Here is a 20,635-nt window from a genome sequence, read left to right as displayed (position 1 = left end):
CCCGCGCTCCCGGGGACTATTCGTCCCGCCACGCCTGATACGCCGCCTCGTAGCGCCTGAGATTCTCAGCGGTGTAGGCGGCATAGTCGAAATCGAGGGTGGAATGGATTTCAGACACCATGCTCCATAGGGTCTCGCGCAGCAGCGAAGCGGCGGTCATGGCGGCCAGGCGCCGACGCAATCCATCATCGAGGGGCCGCTCGAAATAGGCCTCCGTCAGACTGTCACGCGCAGCGACGTCGAGCTCGGAATTGGAGGCAAGGCCGCCAAGATCGAACAGAGGCGAGTTGAAGCCGGCATAGTCCCAGTCGACCAGCCAGAGGCGCTTGCCGTCATCGAGGAAATTGGCGGCGAGCAGATCGTTATGGCCGAAAACGATGTCGACCGGGCCGACGCCTTCCTCCAGACGCTCGCTCTCGGCCAACAGGCGAGGCAGCAACGGCAGATGCCGACTGGCTCCTTCCCTCAGCGTATGGCCATAGTCACGCAGGACCTGGAACACCCAGAAGATCGCCGCCGGGCCCCGGAAACAGCGGGGCATCTCGCGATGGCAGCGTCGGACCAGTTCGATCATGGCCTGGTGGTTGCGTGGGTCACGTACATCCTCGGGCGAGAAGGTGCGCCCCTCGATGAAGCGCAGCACCAGCGCGCCGGGCTCGTGATGCACCACCTCCGGCGAGATCCCGGCGGCGAAGGCGGCCTTGCTCGCGGCCAGTTCGTTGGCACGGCTGATCTGATGAAGAGGAATGTCGTCACCGATCCGCACGACATATTTGCCGTCGCCGTCCACCACGGTGAAGTTGGTGTTGGTGATACCGCCGCCGAGCGGCTGCGGCTCGACCCTGCCGCGCCAGCAGGCCAGGGTCGCCGCCCTCTCCCGGGGGCTGTGAAGCGGCACCTTGGGCATGGCGGCTCCGGATGGTTTGTTCAAGGTTGGGGCAGCCTAACCCGATCGGTATCAAATCGTCCAGACGGTACGCCAGACAATGGTCGGGGTGGCGGAGCCCCTTCGGTGCCCTCGAAGCCGGTGCTTCGTCAATTCCAATGCCGCCTAAGCCTTGGCTTTTCGTGCCGCATGCGACAAAAGGGGATCGGAAGCGGCGTATTGCAGCAATGCAGTCGTCTGCTCGTGCACGTTTGGAAAGGGCCGTTCGGGCTCAAGACATCGGAGTTACGGTCGGCCCGAAGGGAGACTTCAGGGAAGATTCGTCGTCTCCATTGGCGGAATGACGCCACGGTAAGGCCGGAGTTCTTTTGTGATTCGAGTGCAACGGTAACATGGCGACCGGGCGGACAGATCGGGTGATCACCCCGACGACGCGAAGTGCCACCCAGATCATGGAGTGCCACGACTGCGGACTGCTGCATGACGTGCCGCCGCTTCAGGACGGCATGCGGGCACGCTGCTCGCGCTGCGGCGCCACCATGGAGCATTACCGCGCCATCTCGCTGAGCCATGCCTATGCCTACAGCCTGGCCGGCGCGGCCTGCTTTGCCATGGCCAATTTCCTGCCCTTCATCAAGCTGGAGATTTCAGGGCGGATACAGGTCGCCGGGCTCGTCACCGGCATCAAGTCGCTCTACGACCAAGGCTTGTGGGAACTGGCGATCGTGGTCGGGATCACCATGCTGGTGGCGCCGGGCTTGCAGATTCTCGCCCGCCTCGCGGTCCTGACCGGGCTGAGGATGCGGCGCCCGCCGCGCTGGCTGCCTCTGGTTCATCGCGGCTCCAGCTTCGTCGGCCGCTGGGCGATGATCGAAGTCTACATATTCGGCCTGATCGTCGCCTATGTGAAGCTGATCGAGCTCGCCAGCATCGAACTCGGCCCCGCCGTCTTCGCGGTGGCGGTACTGATGCTGGTGACGGTGGCGACCAGCGCCCTGCTCGACGACGAGACCATCTGGCGCAGCTTCGAGCGCAAGGGCCTGGTGCCGCCGCCGCCGGTGGTGAATCCGAGGCGGCCCGTGGCGCTGTGCGAAGCCTGCGGGCTTGCATCCAACCTGCCCGATTCGGGCCATGGCGACTGCCCGCGCTGCAAGGCGGCGCTGCATCTGCGCAAACCTGACAGCATCAACCGCACCTGGGCCCTGCTGATCACCGCCGCCATCCTCTACATTCCCGCCAACATCTACCCGATCATGGCGGTCTACATGCTCGGGCGCGGAGATCCCTCCACCATCATCGGCGGCATCATCCAGCTGGCGGATGCCGGCATGTGGCCGGTGGCGGCGGTGGTCTTCATCGCCTCGATCCTGGTGCCCACGCTCAAACTGGTGGGCTTGGCAACCTTGCTGATCACCACCCAGCGCGGCTCGACCTGGCGCCTGCGGGACCGCACCGTCGCCTATCGCCTGATCGAATTCATCGGACGCTGGTCGATGGTCGACATCTTCATGATCTCGATCCTGGTGGCGCTGGTGCAATTGGGTGGGGTGGCCAGCATCCAGCCCGGTGTCGGTGCCATCGCCTTCGCCGCCGTGGTGATCATCACCATGATCGCGTCCGAATGTTTCGACCCCCGCCTGATGTGGGACAATCTCGACCGCCAGAAGGGAAAGCCAAGCCATTGACCGATTCCGATGCCCCCCAGAATGGCGCTTTCGAGCATGGCGACGGCCCGGCCACACCCGAGATCGGCAAGCCGCGCCGGCGCCTGCCCCTGATCTGGCTGGTGCCGCTGGCCGCGATCGGGGTCGGGCTCTATCTGGCCTGGGTGACGCTGTCGGAGAAGGGCCCCGAGATCACCATCTCCTTCCGCACGGCCGAGGGGCTGGAACCGGGCAAGACCCAATTGCGCTACAAGGCCATCGTGTTCGGCACGGTGAAGAGCGTGACGCTGGCGCCCGACGGCAGCCACATCATCGCCACCGCCGAGATGTCCAAGCAGGCAGCGCCCCTGATGCGCCGGGACTCCCTGTTCTGGGTGGTGCGCCCGCGCCTGTCGGCGAGTTCGGGCGTGTCAGGCCTGTCGACCCTGCTGTCCGGCGTCTATATCGAGTTCGATCCGGCCACGTCCGGCGAGACGACCGACAGCTTCACCGGCCTGGAAGTCCCGCCCGTCATCCCCACCGATGCCCCCGGCACCGAATTCGCCCTCAGGGCCACCCAGATCGGCTCGGTCGGCGTCGGCTCGCCGATCTTCTATCGCGGCCTCGAAGTCGGCCAGGTCCTGGGCTACGATTCTTCCAATGCGTCCGCCGGCATCACCATCCGTGCCTTCGTGCGCGACCCCTATGACAAGGAGGTGCTCACCTCCAGTCATTTCTGGAGTGCCTCGGGTGTCTCGCTCACCACGGGTCCGCAGGGCTTCCGGCTGCAGCTGGATTCCCTCCAGGCCCTGCTCGCGGGCGGCATCGCCTTCGATACGCCGACCGGCGTGCCGGCGGGCGGGCGGGCGCCATCCAAAACGGCTTTCACGCTCTACAGCGACAAGGCCAGCGCCGACGAGGCCAAATATACCATCCGGCTACGCTATCTGGTCTATTTCGACTCCTCGGTCGGCGGCCTCGTGGCCGGCTCCAATGTGGAGTGGCATGGCCTCAAGATCGGCCAGGTCGTCGACGTCAACCTGCAATATGACGTCACCAAGAATGCGCCGCGCGCGCCCGTGCTGATCGAGATCGAACCTCAGCGCGTCCAGGTGGTTGGCGCCACCGGCCCGATCGATCCCGAGACCGTGCTGAAGTCGCTGGTCGCCAAGGGGCTGCGCGCGGAGATCAAGACCAGCAACTACCTCACCGGCCAGAGCGTCGTGTCGCTGGACATCGATCCCAAGGCTGCACCGGCGCAGTTGGGGACCGGCGACGCCTATCCGGTGATCCCGACCAATCCGAACCAGTTCGATTCGGCCCTGCGCTCGGTCAACGACATCCTCGACCGCATTTCGAAACTGCCGCTGGACAAGCTGGTGCTGCAGGCCAACGACACCATGAAGTCATTCCAGGACCTGGCCGCCGGACCGGAAATCAAGGAATCGCTGCGTTCGCTCGCCGGCGCCCTCACCTCGGCCCGGGAATTGATCGACAAGGCCAAGACGGATCTCGCGCCGGCCATGCAGAGGCTGCAGCCGGTGCTCGACACCGCCCAGCAATCGATGAAGCGCATCAACTCCACCCTGGGCTCCTTCGACCAGGGCTATGGCGGCTCGTCCAGCTTCAAGCGCGACCTCACGCGCCTGATGTCGCAGGTCGACGACGCCGTGCGCTCCATTCGCGTGCTCACCGACTATATGCAGCAGCATCCCGAATCCCTGATCCGGGGCAAGACCAGAGGAAGCAACTGATGCCGTTCTCCTCCAGCCGTTCTGGACGCGTTGTAGCCCTCGCGGGCCTGGGCCTGGCTCTCAGCCTGCTCGCGGCCTGCGCCTCGCCTGAGGCCAAGATCTACACACTGGCTGCCCAGGGCGGGCAGAAGGTAGCGGGCCGGCCGGTCTCGCTGTCGATCGAGACAGTCGACGTCGCCAAATATCTCGACCGGCCGCAGCTGGTGCGCCGCTCCGGCGACGTGCAGCTCGGCGTCTCCGAATTCGAGCGCTGGGGCGAGCCGATAGGCTCCATGGTGCAGCGCGTGCTGGCCGAGGATCTGCGCCGGCGCCTGCCCGCCGGCTCGCTGGTGACCACCAGCCAGACCGTGTCGGGCAAGGAGGCGGCAACGCTGGAACTCTCGGTGAGCCGCTTCGACACCAATGCCGAGGGCGTGGTGCTTCTGCAGGCGCAATGGCGGCTGCATTACCGCAATGGCGGCCGCAGTGCGGCGGCCCAGGCCAATATCGCCGTGCCTCCGGCCGATACGGGCGCGCCCGCCCAGGTCGAGGCGATGAGCTCGGCCCTCGACCAGCTCGCCGGGCACATCGCCGCCAAGCTGCGCTGAGGAGAGCACGCCGCTTCACGAGCCCGCCAGAATCGTGCACTGGTCATACACGTCATTGTGAGCCGCCAAACGCCGGATCAACGTAACGCCGGTTCTTTCCAAACGTAGTGATTGCGAGGAACGCCCATCAGCGCGCCTTCGAAATCAATATGGCAAAGAGGAAAGAAGCGACCCGCATGAAAACATTCTTCCACATCTCGGAAAACGGAAGCGGCTCATATCGTTTTCTGGCGATTCTTCGCTGGGTCATGGTCGTAATCTTCGTGTCGTTCGGCATGCAGAAATTCACATTGCAGTCGGCCCAGGGCATCGCCCAATTCATTACCAACAGCCCCTTCATCTCATGGCTGTCGCTGCTGGGCCTGCGGGGTGAGGCGTATTTCCTCGGTGTTGCCGAGTTCGCCATTGCGGCGCTGCTTGCGGCAGGGGCCTTCGTCCCGGTCCTGTCGGCTGTCGGTTCGCTGATGGGCATCGTCACATTCGCGATCACCTGGTCGTTCTTCTTCACCACACCCGGGGTGGTGCAATGGAGCCTGTCGACCGATCCGATGGCCTGGAATCTGACCGGTGAGTTTCTATTCAAGGACATCGTCCTGCTTTGTGTCTGCGTGGTCCTGTTCCTGGCTTCCTTGCCGCGGTCTCTTGTAGCCTCGCCAACCGCCTGAAGCATTTTCCGGGCAGGTCTGCCGGCTTGCTGGGCACATCGCCGCCAAGCTGCGCTGAGCCAAGCGCACGAACGGTGGGCCGATCTGGAGATCGGCACACCATATCCGCGAGATCCCGTGCGCGATGCCTGAACGGCTTCACGGAGCCGTCCTGCACGTCTGAAAAAAATTTAGCCTCCATGTCACAGCGCCTGAGGCCGGCTCGTCATGTCCGTGCAAACCGATCAAGAGGACATGATCATGAAAGCCAGACTGAACCCTTTCGCCGCCTCTCCCGCCATCATGAAGCAGTGGCTCGACTTCTCCACCGGCATCGACGGGCTGGAAACCAGCCTGATGGAACTGGTCAAGATGCGCGCCTCGCAAATCAATGGCTGCGGCTTCTGCCTGCATATGCACGCCCTCGATGCCCGCAAGCTCGGCGAGAGCGAGGAACGGCTCTATCTGCTCGACGCCTGGCGCGAATCGCCGCTCTATAACGACCGCGAACGCGCGGCCCTGGCCTGGACCGAAGCCCTCACGCTGGTTGCCGACAAGCGCGCGCCCGACGATGTCTATGAGCAGGTGAAGGCGCAGTTCACCGAGGAGGAACAGGTGAAGCTCACTCTGCTGATCGTCGCCATCAATGGCTGGAACCGGGTCAATGTCGGCTTCAACGCCGTGCATCCGGTGCGCGCGAAAGCGGCGGCCTGATGCCGGGCGCCAGCCAGGCCGATGCGGCCGCAAGCTTCGATCCCTTGCGGCCGCGGCTGATCCGCATAGCCTATCGCATGCTGGGATCGGTCGCCGATGCCGAGGACGCGGTGCAGGATGCCTTCCTGCGCTGGCTCGACACCGACCGCACCGAGGTGCGCGAGCCCTTGGCCTTCCTCACCCGCGTGGTGACGCGCCTGTGCCTGGATGTGCTCAAGTCGGCCCGGCGCCAGCGCGAGACCTATGTCGGCCCCTGGCTGCCCGAGCCGGTGATCGAGGAGGGCGAGGACGAGGTCGAGGACGTCACCTTGCCTCTCTTGCTGGCACTTGAGCGGCTCTCGCCGCTGGAGCGCGCCGCTTTCCTGCTGCACGACGTCTTCGGCGTCTCCTTCGACGAGATCGCCGAGACCATAGGGCGCGATGCCGCCGCCTGCCGCCAGCTCGCCAGCCGGGCCCGCACCCATGTGCGTGCCTCCCGGCCGCGTTTCGACATGCCGAAGGAACGTGGGTTGGAGATCGCCCACGCCTTTTTTGCAGCCTCGCGCAGCGGCGACATGACGGCCCTGCAGGCCCTGCTGGCCGCCGATGTCGCCGTGCATTCCGACGGTGGCGGCAAGAAGCCGGCTGCGATGAAGCCGATCTTCGGCATCGAGGACGTGATGAAGCTGCAGGCCGGCCTGGCGCATTACTTCGCCGAGACGATGTCGCAGCTGGTGCGCTTCACCCATATCAACGGCCTGCCAGGCTTCATCACCATCGAGCGCGACGACACGCTGCAGACCACGGCTCTCGACATCCGCGACGGCCAGATCGTCGGCATCTACGTCACCCGCAATCCCGACAAGCTCAGGCATATCGGGGAGGCGTCCCTGCATTGAGGGGGAGGTGGCAGCCGGCTTGGTTTGAGTAGCGCTGCCCCTCACCCTACCCTCTCCCCGTAAACGGGGCGAGGGGCGTCATACGCTGCGTCTTGATGCGAGACAGGGCGCTTGCTGGGTAGGGCGGGACATGGAAGTCCCCCTCGCCCTGTCCTTACGGGGTGTCGTCAACTCTCTTGAGTTGACTATGGGTAAGGGTGAGGGGCAGCACAATTCTCGAAAATCTACCCCCTACCCCCTTGCCGGGATTTTCAGCCCGCCGAACATCACATTGCGTGTCAGCGGCAGGTTGAGAAAATCATGCGGGAAGCCGAGCTTGATGGCGCTGGCCGCCTCCAGCCGGGCACGCTGCTCGTCCGTGAACGCTACCTCGAGCGCGCCGAGATTGTCCTCCAGCTGAGCCAAAGTGCGGGCACCGACGAGGGGAGAGGCGACCGCCGGGCTCAGCAGCGTCCAGGCCAGTGCCACCTGCGAGGGCGTATGCCCGGTCTCGCCCGCGACGGCCTTGACCACGTCGGCGATATCGAGACCGCGCTCGGTGAGCGCCCCATTGCCGAGCGCGACGTTGCGGCGAGTGCCCGAGGCTTCGGCCGAGCCGCCGCTGTCGTCGAGATCGGCCCGGCTATATTTGCCGGCGAGCACACCGCTGGCCAGAGGCGACCAGGGGATGACGCCGAGGCCCATTTCCCTTGCCATCGGCACCAGCTCGCGCTCGATGGTGCGCTCGATCAGGCTGTATTCGACCTGCAGGGCAATCAGCGGCGCCCAGCCCCGGAGATCGGCGATGGTCTGCATGCGGGCAACCTGCCAGGCCGGCGCATCCGAAATGCCGGCATAGACGATCTTGCCCGCGCGCACGAGGTCGTCGAGGCCGCGCAGCACTTCCTCCACCGGCGTGGTGAAGTCCCAGGCATGCAGATAGAGCAGGTCGATATAGTCGGTGCCGAGCCGCTTCAGGCTCTCTTCCACCGAGCGCACCATGCTCCTGCGGTGGTTGCCGCCGGAATTGGGATCCCCCGGACGGGAGGGCAGCGTGTATTTGGTGGCGATCACCAGCCGGTCGCGGCGGTCGCCGGCGAAGGCGCCGACAAAGCGCTCCGAGGTGCCGTTGGTGTATTGGTTGGCGGTATCGATGAAATTGCCGCCGCGATCGACATAGGCGTCGAAGATGCGCCGGGCCTCGGCTTCGTCGGCGCCCCAGCCCCAATCGGTGCCGAAGGTCATCGTCCCCAGCGAGAGCGGGGATATCCTGAGGCCCGAGCGGCCGAGCAGGCGGTAGTCATCCAGAGCGAGCGTCATGGGGGTCATCCTCCGTTGCGATGCTGCCGGGAAGATGGTCCCTGGAGACTACTTCGTTAATGCTATAGAATTGGAATGGCTTATGAAGGAAAACATATAGAATGCGTGGCAGCGACCATGCCGAACTCCGGGCTTTCGTCGCCGTGGTCGAGCACGGTAGCTTCGCGCGGGCGGCTGCCCATCTCGGGCTTTCTCCCTCCGCCCTGAGCCAGACCATCCGCGCGCTGGAGGAAAGGCTCGGCGTGCGCCTCCTCAATCGCACCACCCGCAGCGTGGCGCCGAGCCAGGCCGGCGAGCGCTTCCTCGCCCGGCTGCGCCCGGCGCTATCCGATCTCGACGCAGCCGTCGCCGATGTCAGGAGCCTGCGCGACAGCCCTGCCGGGTTGCTGCGGATCAACGCCACGCGCATCGCCGCCATCCATGTCATCGGGCCGCTGGTCGGCCCCTTCCTCGAAGCCTATCCCGACATCACGCTCGATCTCGTCAGCGAGGACAGGCTGATCGACATCGTGGCCAGCCGCTTCGATGCCGGCGTGCGGCTCGGCGAGATGGTGGAGAAGGACATGATCGCCGTGCGGCTCGGCGGCGAACTCCGGCTGATGGCCGTGGCTTCCCCCTCTTATCTCGTCCGCCACGGCGCGCCCGCGACGCCGCACGACCTCGCCCGCCATCGTTGCATCAATTTCCGCTGGCCGACGGATCTCAGCCTCTATCATTGGGAATTCGAGCGCGAAGGCCGCCCGCTCGAAGCGGCCGTCGAAGGCCCCCTGATCGTCAACGAACCGGAGGTCGCCTGCCAGGCTGCGCTGGCCGGCGTCGGAATCGCCTATCTGTTCGAGCACCAGGTCCGCCGCGGCCTGGATGCCGGCGAACTGGTCCACCTCCTGGCGGACTGGTCGCCGCCCTTTCCGGGCTTCCACCTCTATTATCCCAGCCGCCGCCAGATGGCGCCGCCGCTACGGGCCTTCCTCGACTTCGTTGCGGCGAGGCAGGGTAAGGCCGCGAGAGCCTAATCCAGGCGCATATGCAGCAGCGGATAGGGACGTCCGTCGCCATCGAGCGCCGAGCGGCCTGTCTCGACGAAGCCGATGTGGCGATAAAAGCCGACGGCCTGGGTGTTCTGCTCGTTGACGTCGACGGTCAACGCCCCCTCGCCCTGCTCCCTGGCATGGCGAACCAGAAAGGTGCCGATGCCCTGGCCACGCTTGTCGGGATCGATGAACAGCGAATCGATATGGCGATCGGACATGCCCATGAAGGCGAGCGGCCGGTCGTCGCCATCAGCGGCAACATGCAGGGGAGCAGCCGGCAGGTAGTCGTTGGCAACCAGCTTGTCGATCGCCTCGAAATCGCCGGGCAACAGGAAATCATGCGTCGCCCTGACGGAGCCCCGCCAGATCTCAAGCAGAAGGGGCACGTCCGCAGGATGCGAGGAGCGAATGGTGATCATGGAAATTGATATCCAAATAGATGATGCTCACATCGGCAGGATGGCGAGCAACTGACGGAGATCCGCGATAGTAATGGTCTCCTGCTCGGCTCGCTCGCCGCCGCGGTCGAGGTGCAAAGCTTGCAGACCCGCCCCTTTTGCACCCTCATAATCGCTTCGCCAGCTATCGCCAACCATCAGGATTTCTGCGGGCGCACAGCCGAGCTGGAGGCAGAGGGCCTGATAGAAGGCAGGATCGGGCTTTGCGGCGCCGACCTCGAAGGAAAGGCAGGCATTATCCACCAGATCCGCGAACAGAGCCTTCAGCGGAGCCGCATAGGGCAGCGCAAGATTGGAAGCAAGGGCGATGCGATAGCCCGCCCGGCGCAACGCGGCAAGAACCGCCCGGCTTTCCGCAAAGGCGCGAATGGAGGCCAATTCCGCTTGGAGATCGGCGTTCCATTCGAGGCATGGCTCCACGCCGCACAAATCGGCGAATGCGGCGAGGTCGAGCGGCCGCATGATTGACGAGGCCAGAACACCAGCCCTCGAGGCGCGTGCCATCTGCACATAGGGCCGGCGCTCGTCGACGATCTCGACCAACGTGCCGAATGCGTCGAAAGCTACGGCCTTGATGGCACATAGTTGGTCCATTGGACAGGTTCAGCTCAGTTCAGCCCTTGTAGCCGCCCATGGTGCAGACGATCTGCCATTCCTCGTCCGTCACCGGCTGCACGGACAGGCGCGACAGCTTGACCAGCGCCATGTTGGCGAGCCTCGGCTCGGCCTTGACGTCGGCAAGCGTCACCGGCTTGGGGAAGGGTGCCACCGCCTTGAAGTCGACCAGCACCCAGGGCTGGCCTGGTGTGGCCGGGTCCGGATAGTGCTCGCGGGCCACCTCGGCGACGCCGACGACGGCCTTGCCCTCGTTGGAATGGTAGAAGAAGGCCTTGTCGCCCTGCTTCATCGCCATCAAGTTGAGCTTGGCGGCATGGTTGCGCACGCCGTCCCAGGGCGTGCCCTTGGCTCCGGCGGCAACCTGCTGGTCCCAGCTCCACACTTCGGGTTCGGACTTGATCAGCCATTGGGCCATGTCGATTGCCCTCCTGCCGGGATCAGAGACCGGCCGGGGGCTTGATGCCCCAGCGCCAGCGGCGGATGCTCGTGGAGGCGAACAGGCCGGCCTTGGTATAGGGATCATTCGCGGCAAAGGTCCGGGCCTCGGCCTCGCTGGGGAAATCCACGATCAGCAGCGAACCCACCATCTTCTCCTCGGCGTCCAGGAACGGACCGGCGCCGAGGATATGGGCGTCCTGCGTCTTCAGATAATCGAGGTGAGCCGGGCGCGTCGCCTGCCTGAGTTCGAGACCATTGGGAATGTCCTCGCATTGGATGACGAATAGCATGGCGGCGCCTTTCCTGATGTCGGTTGTTCCTCGCGTAGCGATTTCGCGAGACGATGTCGAGAGGCAAGCCAAGCCCGATTCCGGCCGGCGCCTACGGTTGCCGATCGCCGCTCTCATGACCACGGCCACGCAGCATGCCGCCGAGGACTCCGTCGCGCAGCACGACGGCGTGGAAGAGCGCCGCCAGCCCATGCAGCCCGACGAGGGCCACGAGCACCCAGGTCAGCAAGGCGTGGAGGCCCAGCATCGTACGGGAAGACACCCCCTCCATCCCCGCCAGCACGGGCATGGGTAGCAGGCCGAAGGCGAGCGGCGGCGGCATGAACGGCGCGGGACGATAGCCGAGCCAGCCCGTGAGCGGCACGAGCAGGAGCAAGGCATAGAGACCGGCATGACCGAGCACCGCCACGACCGCGGCAAGTGGAGAACGGGCACGGCGCGGCGCATGGTCGAATATCCGGGAGCCGAGGCGCAGCAGGGTCAGCGCCAGGAGGACAAGGCCCAGCGAGAGATGGGCCGTCAGCCAGACATTGCCAGCCATGGCCATGCCGCCGAGCAGAAAGAGGCCGATGATCCATTGCACGGTGATCGCGATCACCGTGACCCAGTGGAACAGCCGGGCCTTCAGGCTCCACCCCATAGCAGCCCGCCTAGACGATGCGATAGGGCACGATTTCACGCCGGTCATGGTTCACCGCCAGATGGGCCTTCAGGGGCGGCACGGCGCGCTGGTGGCAATGCGAGCGCTCGCAGATGCGGCAGGAAATGCCGATCGGGTCGAAACCCGCCCGGTTGGAGAGATCGAGGCCGTCGGCATAGACGAAGTCCCGGGCATAGGCGATCTCGCAGCCCAGCGTGATGGCATAGCGGCGCTGGGCTGCATTGAAGCCGCCGCCGCCCTTGGCGATCTCGGTGGCGACGCTGAGATAGCGCTCCCCGTCGGGCGTCTCCGCAAGCTGGCGGATGATGCGGCCCGGTGCCTCGAAAGCCTGGTGCACGTTCCAGAGCGGGCAGGCGGAGCCAAAACGCGCGAATTGCAGCTTGGCCGCGCTGTGGCGTTTGGTGATGTTGCCGGCCCGGTCGATGCGGGCGAAGAACACCGGCACGCCCTTGAAGCCCGGTCGCTGCAGGGTGGAGAGGCGATGGGCCACCTGTTCCAGGCTTGCGCCGAAGCGCGCGGCCAGGAGTTCGAGGTCATGGCGCAGTTCCCGCGCGGCGGCATGGAAGGCCCGGTAGGGCAGCGTCAGCGCCCCGGCGAAATAATTGGTGAGGCCGATGCGGGCGATCTCCACCGCCTCGCCACTGCGCCAGTCGGCCCCGGCCAGGATGGCAGCGATCTCGGCCTCCGCCTCCAAGGCAGCGATCTGGAAGGCGAGCTGGAAATGCCGGGTGGCGGCGGGTGAATAGGGGTGCAGGCGCAGCACCCGCGCCTCCTTGTCGAAGCCGCGGATGATGCCTTCCTCGGCCGGCGCCTGCATCACCCTGACCTGGTGGCGGCTTTCGAGATGGGCGGTGAAGGCGGCGCCGGGCTCGCGGCGGGGCAATCCCAGGCGCTCGGCCAGGGCCTCGGCGGCGGTGTCGAGCTCATGCACGTAGTTGTCGAGGAAGTGGAAGAAATCGCGCACTTCCTCATAGGGCGTCGGTTCCGACAGGCCGCCTGCCAGCCGTCCGTCCAGGCTCGCCAGCTGTTCGGAATTGCGCCTGTAGGCCTGGTGCGCGGTGATCAGGGCATGGGCGAAGCCCGGGGCATTCTGGGTGACCAGCTTCAGTTCCTGCAGGCTCGGCGCCAGGGCGTCGAAAAGCGGATCGGCCAGGGCCTCGTTCAGGGCCGAGAGCAGGCGGTCGCCGTCGCTCTGGGCGATGGTGGCGATATCGATGTCGAAACGCTCGGCCAGCGCCAGCAGCACCGCGGCCGACAGCGGACGCTGGTTGTTCTCCATCTGATTGAGATAGGAGGTGGAGATGCCGAGCCGCTGGGCGAACGCCGCCTGGGTGGCGTGCGCGGCCTCGCGGATGGCCCTGAGGCGGGCGCCGATGAAGAGTTTGCCTGCCATATTCGCAATTTCGCAATTTGCAATCGAGTTTAGCATAAATCATGCATTCGCACTCTTTCAAGCAAGAACAAAGAGCGCAGAAAAGCTAACGGTTCCTCCCGTGAAGGATCGAATTGCCTCGACGTTTGTCATTGCCGGGCTTGACCCGGCAATCCAGCCCCTTTCGAGACAATGAAACGGGAGCCGCTGGATGCCCGGGTCAAGGCTGACAATGACAAGGGCAGCGTTTCACGCCTCCGCGGGCTGTGCCGAGCAGCGAGGGATGTCGATCCAGGCAATGTCGAACCGTGTGGAGCAAGCCCGATGCGCGCCGTCCTCGAACAGTTGGAAAGCCGCCGCGAGGAGGCGAGGCTCGGCGGCGGCCTCAGGCGTATCGAGGCGCAGCACGCCAAGGGCAAGCTGACGGCCAGGGAACGCCTGGAGGTCCTGCTCGACGAGGGCTCCTTCGAGGAGTTCGACATGTATGTCACCCATCGCGCCGTTGATTTCGGCATGGCGAGCCAGAAGGTCGCGGGCGATGGCGTGGTCACCGGCTGGGGCACCATCAATGGCCGCCTCACTTACGTGTTCAGCCAGGATTTCACCGTGCTCGGCGGCTCGCTGTCCGAGACCCATGCCCAGAAGATCTGCAAGATCATGGACATGGCCCTGCGCAACGGCGCGCCTGTGATCGGCCTCAACGATTCGGGCGGCGCCCGCATCCAGGAAGGCGTCGCCTCGCTGGCCGGCTATGCCGACGTGTTCAAGCGCAATGTCGAGGCCTCCGGCGTGGTGCCGCAGATCTCGGTGATCATGGGCCCTTGCGCCGGCGGCGCCGTCTATTCGCCGGCGATGACCGACTTCATCTTCATGGTGCGCGATACCTCCTATATGTTCGTCACCGGCCCGGACGTGGTGAAGACGGTCACCAACGAGGTGGTCAGCGCCGAGGAACTCGGCGGCGCCCGCACCCACACCCAGAAATCCTCCGTGGCTGATGGTCCCTTCGACAATGACATCGAGGCCCTGGAGGAGATCCGGCGCCTGTTCGATTTCCTGCCGCTCAACAACCGCGACAAACCGCCGGTGCGGCCCTTCCACGACGACCCGTCGCGGCTGGAGATGCGCCTGGACACGCTGGTGCCCGACAGCTCCACCAAGCCCTACGACATCAAGGAACTGATCCTGGCCGTCGCCGACGAGGGCGACTTCTTCGAAATCGGCGAGGCCTTCGCCCGCAACCTCGTCACCGGCTTCATCCGCATCGAGGGCCAGACCGTCGGCGTGGTGGCCAACCAGCCTTTGGTGCTGGCCGGCTGCCTCGACATCGATTCCTCGCGCAAGGGCGCGCGCTTCGTGCGCTTCTGCGACGCCTTCTCCATCCCGATCCTGACTTTGGTCGACGTGCCCGGCTTCCTGCCCGGCACCGGCCAGGAATATGGCGGGGTGATCAAGCACGGCGCCAAACTGCTCTTCGCCTATTCCCAGGCCACCGTGCCGATGGTGACGCTGATCACCCGCAAGGCCTATGGCGGCGCCTATGATGTCATGGCTTCCAAGCATATCGGCGCCGACGTCAACTATGCCTGGCCCACGGCCGAGATCGCCGTGATGGGCGCCAAGGGCGCGGCCGAGATCCTGCACCGGGCCGAGCTCGGCGATGCCGCCAAGATCGCCGAGCGCGCCCGCGACTATGAGGCTCGCTTCGCCAATCCCTTCATCGCAGCCGAGCGCGGCTTCATCGACGAGGTGATCCTGCCGCACACCTCGCGCAAGCGCATCGCCCGGGCCTTCGCGGCCCTGCGCCGCAAGGCGGCCGAGACGCGCTGGCGCAAGCACGACACCATGCCGCTGTGAGGGTGGGATGAGGGTGATGGTGAGAACGACAAGGACGTATCGCTTTACCCTCCCCTCGATGGGGAGGGTCGGCCTGAAAGGCCGGGGTGGGGTGGGATACACCCGTGGCGACGATGAATGTCATACGCTTCTGCGAGCGGGTCACCCCACCCCGACGCTTCGCGTCGACCCTCCCCATCGAGGGGAGGGTAAGGAACCGTGCTACGCAAACCCTGATTGGCGCCCATGAACACGAATCCCCCCCTGTTCAAGAAGATCCTGATCGCCAATCGCGGCGAGATCGCCTGCCGCGTCATCCGCAGCGCGCGGAAGCTCGGCATTGCCACCGTTGCCGTCTATTCCGATACCGACCGCGACGCCGTGCATGTGCGCGAGGCCGACGAGGCCGTGCGCATCGGCCCGTCGCCTTCGGCGCAGTCCTATCTCAAGATCGACGCCATTCTCGCCGCAATCCGTGAGACGGGTGCCGACGCGGTGCATCCGGGCTATGGCTTCCTGTCGGAGAACGCCGCCTTCGCCAAGGCGCTCGCCGAGGAGGGCGTCGCTTTCATCGGCCCGCCGTCCAAGGCCATCGAGGCGATGGGCGACAAGATCACCTCCAAGAAACTGGCGGCCGAAGCCGGCGTGTCGACGGTTCCAGGCCATATGGGCCTGATCGAGGACGCGTCCGAGGCCGCCCGCATCGCGGCTGAGATCGGTTATCCCGTGATGATCAAGGCCTCCGCCGGCGGCGGCGGCAAGGGCATGCGCATCGCCTGGAACGACGCCGAGGCCCGCGAGGGCTTCCGCGCCTCGCGCTCGGAGGCCAAGTCCTCCTTCGGCGACGACCGCATCTTCGTCGAGAAATTCGTCACCGAGCCGCGTCATATCGAGATCCAGGTGCTGGGCGACCAGCACGGCAATCTGATCCATCTGGGCGAGCGAGAATGCTCGATCCAGCGCCGCAACCAGAAGGTCATCGAGGAGGCGCCGTCCTGCTTCCTCGACGAGGCGACGCGGCGCGCCATGGGCGAGCAGGCCGTGGCCCTTTCCCGGGCCGTCGGCTACCACTCCGCCGGCACGGTGGAGTTCATCGTCGACAAGGATCGCAATTTCTACTTCCTGGAAATGAACACGCGCCTGCAGGTCGAGCACCCGGTGACCGAACTGGTCACCGGCATCGACCTGGTGGAAGCGATGATCCGCGTCGCGGCCGGCGAGCGCCTGCCGCTTCGCCAGGACGAGGTCCGCCTCTCCGGCTGGGCCATGGAGGCGCGCGTCTATGCCGAGGACCCCTATCGCAACTTCCTGCCCTCGATCGGGCGCCTGAGCCGCTATCGTCCGCCCACTGAAGGGCCGGACGGTGAGGGCGGCCTGGTGCGGGTCGATGCCGGCGTGCAGGAGGGCGGCGAGATCTCGATCCACTACGACCCGATGATCGCCAAGCTGTGCACCTATGCCCCGACCCGCCTGGAGGCAATCGACGCCCTCGCCCGCGCCCTCGACCAGTTCGAACTGGAGGGTATCGGCCATAACCTGCCCTTCCTGGCCGCCCTGGCCGACCACGAGCGTTTCCGCGCCGGCCTGATAACCACCGCCTTCATCGCCGAGGAATATGAGGGCGGGTTCACGGGCGTGCCGCCCACAGAAGCGGACCTGCCGAGCCTGGCGGCCGTGGCCGCCGTGGTTGTTCATATCCGCCAGCGCCGCGACAGCGCCATCTCCGGCGCCATGGACAATCACCGCCGCGCCATCGGTCGCGACTTCGTCGCCACCCTGGCGGGGCAGGCCCTGCCCTTCACCATCGATGCCGTCGATGGCGGCTACCATGTCGTCTTCGCAGACGGCGCGCTGCTCGCCGTCACCAGCCGCTGGACGCCGGGCCAGGCCCTCGGCCGGTTCAGCGTCGGCGGCGAGGCCATGGCCGTAAAGATTGGCGTCACGGCCGGTGGGCTGCGCCTGCGCTGGCATGGCCGCGACGTCCTGGTGCAGGTGCGCAGTCCCCGCGTCGCCGAACTTGCCCGCCTGATGCGCGAGAAAATTCCGCCCGATACCTCCAAGCTCCTGCTCTGCCCGATGCCCGGCGTGGTCGCCGCCATCACCGTCAGCGAAGGCGAAGCGGTGGAAGCCGGCCAGGCGCTCGCCACCATCGAGGCGATGAAGATGGAGAACGTGCTGCGCGCCGAGAAGGCCGGCACGATCAGCCGCATCGCCGTGGCCGAGGGCGCCAGTCTCGCCGTCGACGAACTCATCCTCGAATTCGAATGAGGCCAGCCATGTCCGGATCCGCCATATCAGCACCGGCTTCCGCAGCCGACACCGCGCTCGAAGACTGGCGCGCCCTCGCCAGGAAAGAGGTCAAGGCCGATGCTGACAGCCTGACCTGGCACACCCCGGAGGGCATCGCGGTCAAGCCGCTCTATACGCAGGCCGATCTCGACGGCGTCGCCCATCTCGGCTCCCTGCCGGGCCAGCAGCCTTTCCTGCGCGGCCCGCGCGCCACCATGTATGCCGGCCGGCCCTGGACCATCCGCCAATATGCCGGCTTCTCCACCGCCGAAGCCTCGAACGCCTTCTATCGCAAGGCATTGGCGGCCGGGCAGAAGGGCCTTTCCGTCGCCTTCGACCTTGCCACCCATCGCGGCTATGATTCCGATCATCCCCGCGTGGAGGGCGATGTCGGCAAGGCCGGTGTCGCCATCGACAGCGTCGAGGACATGAAGATCCTGTTCGACTCCATCCCACTGGAGGAGATGTCGGTCTCCATGACCATGAACGGGGCGGTGCTGCCGGTGCTGGCCTTCTTCATCGTGGCGGGCGAGGAACAGGGCGTATCGCGCGCGAAACTATCGGGTACGATCCAGAACGACATCCTCAAGGAATTCATCACCCGCAACACCTATATCTACCCGCCGGAAGCCTCGATGCGTGTTGTCGCCGACATCATCGCCTACACCGCCAAGGAGATGCCGCGCTTCAATTCGATCTCGATTTCCGGCTATCACATGCAGGAGGCGGGGGCGACCTTGGTGCAGGAGCTCGCCTTCACCCTGGCGGATGGCCGCGACTATGTGCGGGCGGCGCTGGGCAAGGGCCTCGACGTCGACGCCTTCGCCGGGCGGCTCTCCTTCTTCTTCGCCATCGGCATGAATTTCTTCATGGAGGTGGCCAAGCTGCGGGCGGCCCGGCTCCTGTGGTCGCGCATCATGACCGAGTTCGGCCCGAAGGATCCGCAATCGCTGATGCTGCGCACTCATTGCCAGACCTCGGGCGTGTCGCTGGCCGAGCGCGATCCCTACAACAACATCGTGCGCACGGCCTATGAAGCGATGGCGGCGGCTCTCGGCGGCACCCAGTCACTGCACACCAATTCCTTCGACGAGGCGATCGCGCTGCCGACGGAATTCTCGGCCCGCATCGCCCGCAACACCCAGCTGATCTTGCAGCACGAGACCGGCGTGACCAAGGTGGTCGATCCCCTGGCCGGCTCCTATTATCTCGAAAGCCTCACCCATGACCTTGCAACCCAGGCCTGGGCGCTGATCGAGGAAGTGGAGGCGATGGGCGGCATGACGGCGGCGGTGGCGGCCGGCCTGCCCAAGCGCCTGATCGAGGAGGCCGCGACCAAGCGGCAGGCGGCCGTCGACCGCGGCGACGAGGTGGTTGTCGGCGTCAACCGCTACCAGCTCGAGGACGAGCCCGCGATCGACAGCCTCGACATCGACAACCACGCCGTGCGCGCCGCGCAGATCCGGCGGCTGGACGATATCAAGCGCCGGCGTGACCCGCAGGCCGTGGCCAGGGCCCTCGCCGCTCTCGCCGAGGTGGCCCGCTCGGGTACCGGCAATTTGCTGGAGGCCGCCGTGGAGGCGGCCCGCCATCGCGCCACCGTCGGCGAGATCTCCGACGCGCTCAGGGCTGTGTTCGGCGACCACAGTGCCCGCCCCAAGGTGGTGGCGGATATCTATCGCCCTGCCTTCGGCGAGGGGCCGGAAGTGTCAATTCTTGCGGACCGCATCGCCAATTTCACGGCACAGCGCGGGGCCAAGCCGCGCATCCTGGTGGCCAAGCTCGGCCAGGACGGCCATGACCGCGGTGCCCGTGTGGTGGCATCGGCCTTCACCGACATGGGTTTCGAGGTGGTTGCCGGCCCGCTGTTCCAGACACCGGACGAGGCCGTCGACCTCGCCCTCGCCGAGAAGGTCGACGTCGTCGGCGTCTCCTCGCTGGCGGCCGGCCACAAGACGCTGCTGCCCCAGCTGATCGAAAGGCTGAAGGCGCGCGGCCGGGCCGATATCGCCGTGGTCTGCGGCGGCGTCATTCCGCGCCAGGACTATGATTTCCTGCGCGAGGCCGGGGTTGCGGCTGTGTTCGGCCCGGGCACGCCGGTCCTCGACGCGGCGCGCACCGTGCTCGATCTGCTGGAAGGGCGGCTGAGCAACGAGCGGCGCTAGAAACCTTCTCCCCTTGCGGGAGAAGGTGGCATTGCGAAGCAATGACGGATGAGGGGTGTTGACGCCCCCCATCCATGTCGAGTTTCACCCCTCATCCGCCCCTTCGGGGCACCCAGTCCACTCCAAGTGGAGTGGACGATACCCGCAAGGGGAGAAGGCTGGTCGCGCTTTTACCCCTTCACCCTGGCTTCCGCGGCCACGATGGTGTTGTGCAGCAGGCAGGCCACCGTCATCTTGCCGACGCCGCCGGGAACCGGGGTGATGTAGGAGGCTTTGCCCATGGCTTCCTTGGTGGCGACGTCGCCGACGATGCGGCCCTTGCCGTCCTCGGTGGGCACGCGGTTGATGCCGACATCGATGACCACGGCGCCGTCCTTGATCCAGTCGCCCTTGACCATTTCAGGCCGGCCGACGGCGGCGACGAGAATGTCGGCCTCGCGGCAGACGGCGGGCAGGTCCTTGGTGCGCGAATGGGCCGTCGTCACCGTGCAGTCATAGGCGAGCAGGAGCGCGCCCATCGGCTTGCCGACGATGTTGGAGCGGCCGACGACCACGGCCTTCTTGCCGGAAAGCCCTTCCTTGCCCACGGTATCGAGCAGCATCAGCAGCGAACCGAGCGGGGTGCAGGGGATCAGCATAGCTTCCGGATCGATCCTGGACGCCGTGAAGAGCTTGCCGACATTCATCGGGTGGAAGCCGTCGACATCCTTGGCCGGATGGATGGCGTCGATCATCATCTGGCCGTCGAGATGATCGGGCAGCGGCAGCTGCACCAGGATGCCGTCGACGCCCGGATCGGCGTTGAGGCCTGCGATCACGCCGAGCAGCTCTTCCTTGGACACGGTCTCCGGCAGCTCGATCAGGCGGCCGTCGATCGCCGTCTCATGCGCCATCTTGGCCTTGGTGTTCACATAGGCCCGGCTCGCCGGATTGTTGCCGACGATCACCACGTCGAGGCGCGGCTTGCGCCCATGGGCGGCGGCAAAGGCCTCGGCGCGAACCTTGGTACGGGCGCGGACATTGGCCGCATGGACGTTGCCGTCGATCAATTCGGTCATGGCGAGCTTTCGTT

Annotated in this window: 19 protein-coding genes; 10 read left to right on the top strand and 9 right to left on the bottom strand. The window is 65.8% G+C overall.

The genetic code is table 11. The features are described 5' to 3' along the window. Positions 1-16 precede the first annotated feature (16 nt). Complete coding sequence (locus tag BA190_RS05420; RefSeq protein ID WP_068283720.1) at positions 17-907, bottom strand: choline kinase family protein; 891 nt, start codon at positions 905-907, stop codon at positions 17-19. A gap of 371 nt (positions 908-1,278) precedes the next feature. Between BA190_RS05420 and BA190_RS05415 the strand changes: the two genes are divergently transcribed. The 6 genes from BA190_RS05415 to BA190_RS05390 all read left to right on the top strand — a co-directional run bounded on the left by BA190_RS05415 (position 1,279) and on the right by BA190_RS05390 (position 7,106). After that, positions 1,279-2,571, top strand: a complete 1,293-nt coding sequence (locus BA190_RS05415; RefSeq protein WP_082979471.1) for a paraquat-inducible protein A — start codon at positions 1,279-1,281, stop codon at positions 2,569-2,571. Continuing rightward, the gene (locus BA190_RS05410) at positions 2,568-4,283 is read left to right on the top strand and encodes an intermembrane transport protein PqiB (RefSeq protein ID WP_162275048.1); all 1,716 of its coding nucleotides are present in this window, start codon (positions 2,568-2,570) and stop codon (positions 4,281-4,283) included. Before BA190_RS05415 ends, BA190_RS05410 begins: the two co-directional genes overlap by 4 nt. Next, positions 4,283-4,870 (top strand): membrane integrity-associated transporter subunit PqiC, encoded by a 588-nt coding sequence (locus tag BA190_RS05405; RefSeq protein ID WP_068283717.1) that lies wholly within the window; start codon positions 4,283-4,285, stop codon positions 4,868-4,870. Before BA190_RS05410 ends, BA190_RS05405 begins: the two co-directional genes overlap by 1 nt. A gap of 176 nt (positions 4,871-5,046) precedes the next feature. Then, positions 5,047-5,535, top strand: a complete 489-nt coding sequence (locus BA190_RS05400; protein ID WP_082979469.1) for a DUF417 family protein — start codon at positions 5,047-5,049, stop codon at positions 5,533-5,535. Between the two features lie 240 nt (positions 5,536-5,775). Continuing rightward, positions 5,776-6,228, top strand: coding sequence for a carboxymuconolactone decarboxylase family protein (locus BA190_RS05395; protein WP_068283923.1), 453 nt, complete (start codon positions 5,776-5,778; stop codon positions 6,226-6,228). After that, complete coding sequence (locus BA190_RS05390) at positions 6,228-7,106, top strand: sigma-70 family RNA polymerase sigma factor (RefSeq protein ID WP_068283711.1); 879 nt, start codon at positions 6,228-6,230, stop codon at positions 7,104-7,106. The genes BA190_RS05395 and BA190_RS05390 overlap by 1 nt, the downstream gene beginning before the upstream one ends. Before the next feature lie 231 nt (positions 7,107-7,337). Here the strand turns inward: BA190_RS05390 and BA190_RS05385 are convergent, their stop codons facing one another. Continuing rightward, complete coding sequence (locus tag BA190_RS05385) at positions 7,338-8,405, bottom strand: aldo/keto reductase (RefSeq protein ID WP_068283709.1); 1,068 nt, start codon at positions 8,403-8,405, stop codon at positions 7,338-7,340. A 101-nt stretch (positions 8,406-8,506) separates the two neighbouring features. On the opposite strand from BA190_RS05385, the gene BA190_RS05380 reads away from it, so the two are divergent. Next, positions 8,507-9,418: a LysR family transcriptional regulator gene (locus tag BA190_RS05380; RefSeq protein WP_068283705.1), complete on the top strand. Its 912-nt coding sequence runs from the start codon at positions 8,507-8,509 to the stop codon at positions 9,416-9,418. Here BA190_RS05380 and BA190_RS05375 read toward each other — a convergent pair. The 6 genes from BA190_RS05375 to BA190_RS05350 form a co-directional block, all read right to left on the bottom strand. Beyond that, the gene (locus BA190_RS05375) at positions 9,415-9,855 is read right to left on the bottom strand and encodes an acetyltransferase (protein WP_068283702.1); all 441 of its coding nucleotides are present in this window, start codon (positions 9,853-9,855) and stop codon (positions 9,415-9,417) included. The genes BA190_RS05380 and BA190_RS05375 overlap by 4 nt on opposite strands. Positions 9,856-9,882: 27 nt before the next feature. Then, positions 9,883-10,488, bottom strand: a complete 606-nt coding sequence (locus BA190_RS05370; protein WP_068283699.1) for an HAD family hydrolase — start codon at positions 10,486-10,488, stop codon at positions 9,883-9,885. A 19-nt stretch (positions 10,489-10,507) separates the two neighbouring features. Further along, the gene (locus BA190_RS05365; protein WP_068283696.1) at positions 10,508-10,927 is read right to left on the bottom strand and encodes an EVE domain-containing protein; all 420 of its coding nucleotides are present in this window, start codon (positions 10,925-10,927) and stop codon (positions 10,508-10,510) included. A 22-nt stretch (positions 10,928-10,949) separates the two neighbouring features. Continuing rightward, entirely contained in the window at positions 10,950-11,240 is a 291-nt protein-coding gene (locus BA190_RS05360) for a YciI family protein (protein WP_068283693.1), read from the bottom strand. A 91-nt stretch (positions 11,241-11,331) separates the two neighbouring features. Next, positions 11,332-11,880 carry a cytochrome b gene (locus BA190_RS05355; protein ID WP_068283690.1) on the bottom strand — a complete coding sequence of 183 codons (549 nt, stop codon included), beginning with the start codon at positions 11,878-11,880 and terminating at the stop codon, positions 11,332-11,334. Between the two features lie 10 nt (positions 11,881-11,890). Continuing rightward, positions 11,891-13,294 (bottom strand): short-chain fatty acyl-CoA regulator family protein, encoded by a 1,404-nt coding sequence (locus tag BA190_RS05350; RefSeq protein WP_068283686.1) that lies wholly within the window; start codon positions 13,292-13,294, stop codon positions 11,891-11,893. A gap of 303 nt (positions 13,295-13,597) precedes the next feature. Between BA190_RS05350 and BA190_RS05345 the strand changes: the two genes are divergently transcribed. The 3 genes from BA190_RS05345 to scpA all read left to right on the top strand — a co-directional run bounded on the left by BA190_RS05345 (position 13,598) and on the right by scpA (position 19,563). Next, positions 13,598-15,130, top strand: a complete 1,533-nt coding sequence (locus BA190_RS05345) for an acyl-CoA carboxylase subunit beta (RefSeq protein ID WP_068283683.1) — start codon at positions 13,598-13,600, stop codon at positions 15,128-15,130. A gap of 225 nt (positions 15,131-15,355) precedes the next feature. Continuing rightward, the gene (locus BA190_RS05340; protein WP_068283680.1) at positions 15,356-17,377 is read left to right on the top strand and encodes an acetyl/propionyl/methylcrotonyl-CoA carboxylase subunit alpha; all 2,022 of its coding nucleotides are present in this window, start codon (positions 15,356-15,358) and stop codon (positions 17,375-17,377) included. An 8-nt stretch (positions 17,378-17,385) separates the two neighbouring features. After that, on the top strand, positions 17,386-19,563 hold the full coding sequence (gene scpA / locus BA190_RS05335) for a methylmalonyl-CoA mutase (RefSeq protein WP_068283677.1): 2,178 nt from the start codon (positions 17,386-17,388) through the stop codon (positions 19,561-19,563). A 170-nt stretch (positions 19,564-19,733) separates the two neighbouring features. On the opposite strand, the gene BA190_RS05330 is transcribed toward scpA, so the two are convergent. Continuing rightward, positions 19,734-20,621 carry a bifunctional 5,10-methylenetetrahydrofolate dehydrogenase/5,10-methenyltetrahydrofolate cyclohydrolase gene (locus BA190_RS05330; protein WP_068283674.1) on the bottom strand — a complete coding sequence of 296 codons (888 nt, stop codon included), beginning with the start codon at positions 20,619-20,621 and terminating at the stop codon, positions 19,734-19,736. Positions 20,622-20,635 lie beyond the last annotated feature (14 nt).

The organism is Labrys sp. WJW (assembly GCF_001676615.1).
Classification (GTDB): domain Bacteria; phylum Pseudomonadota; class Alphaproteobacteria; order Rhizobiales; family Labraceae; genus Labrys; species Labrys sedimenti.
This window is presented reverse-complemented; position numbering and strand designations above follow the sequence as displayed.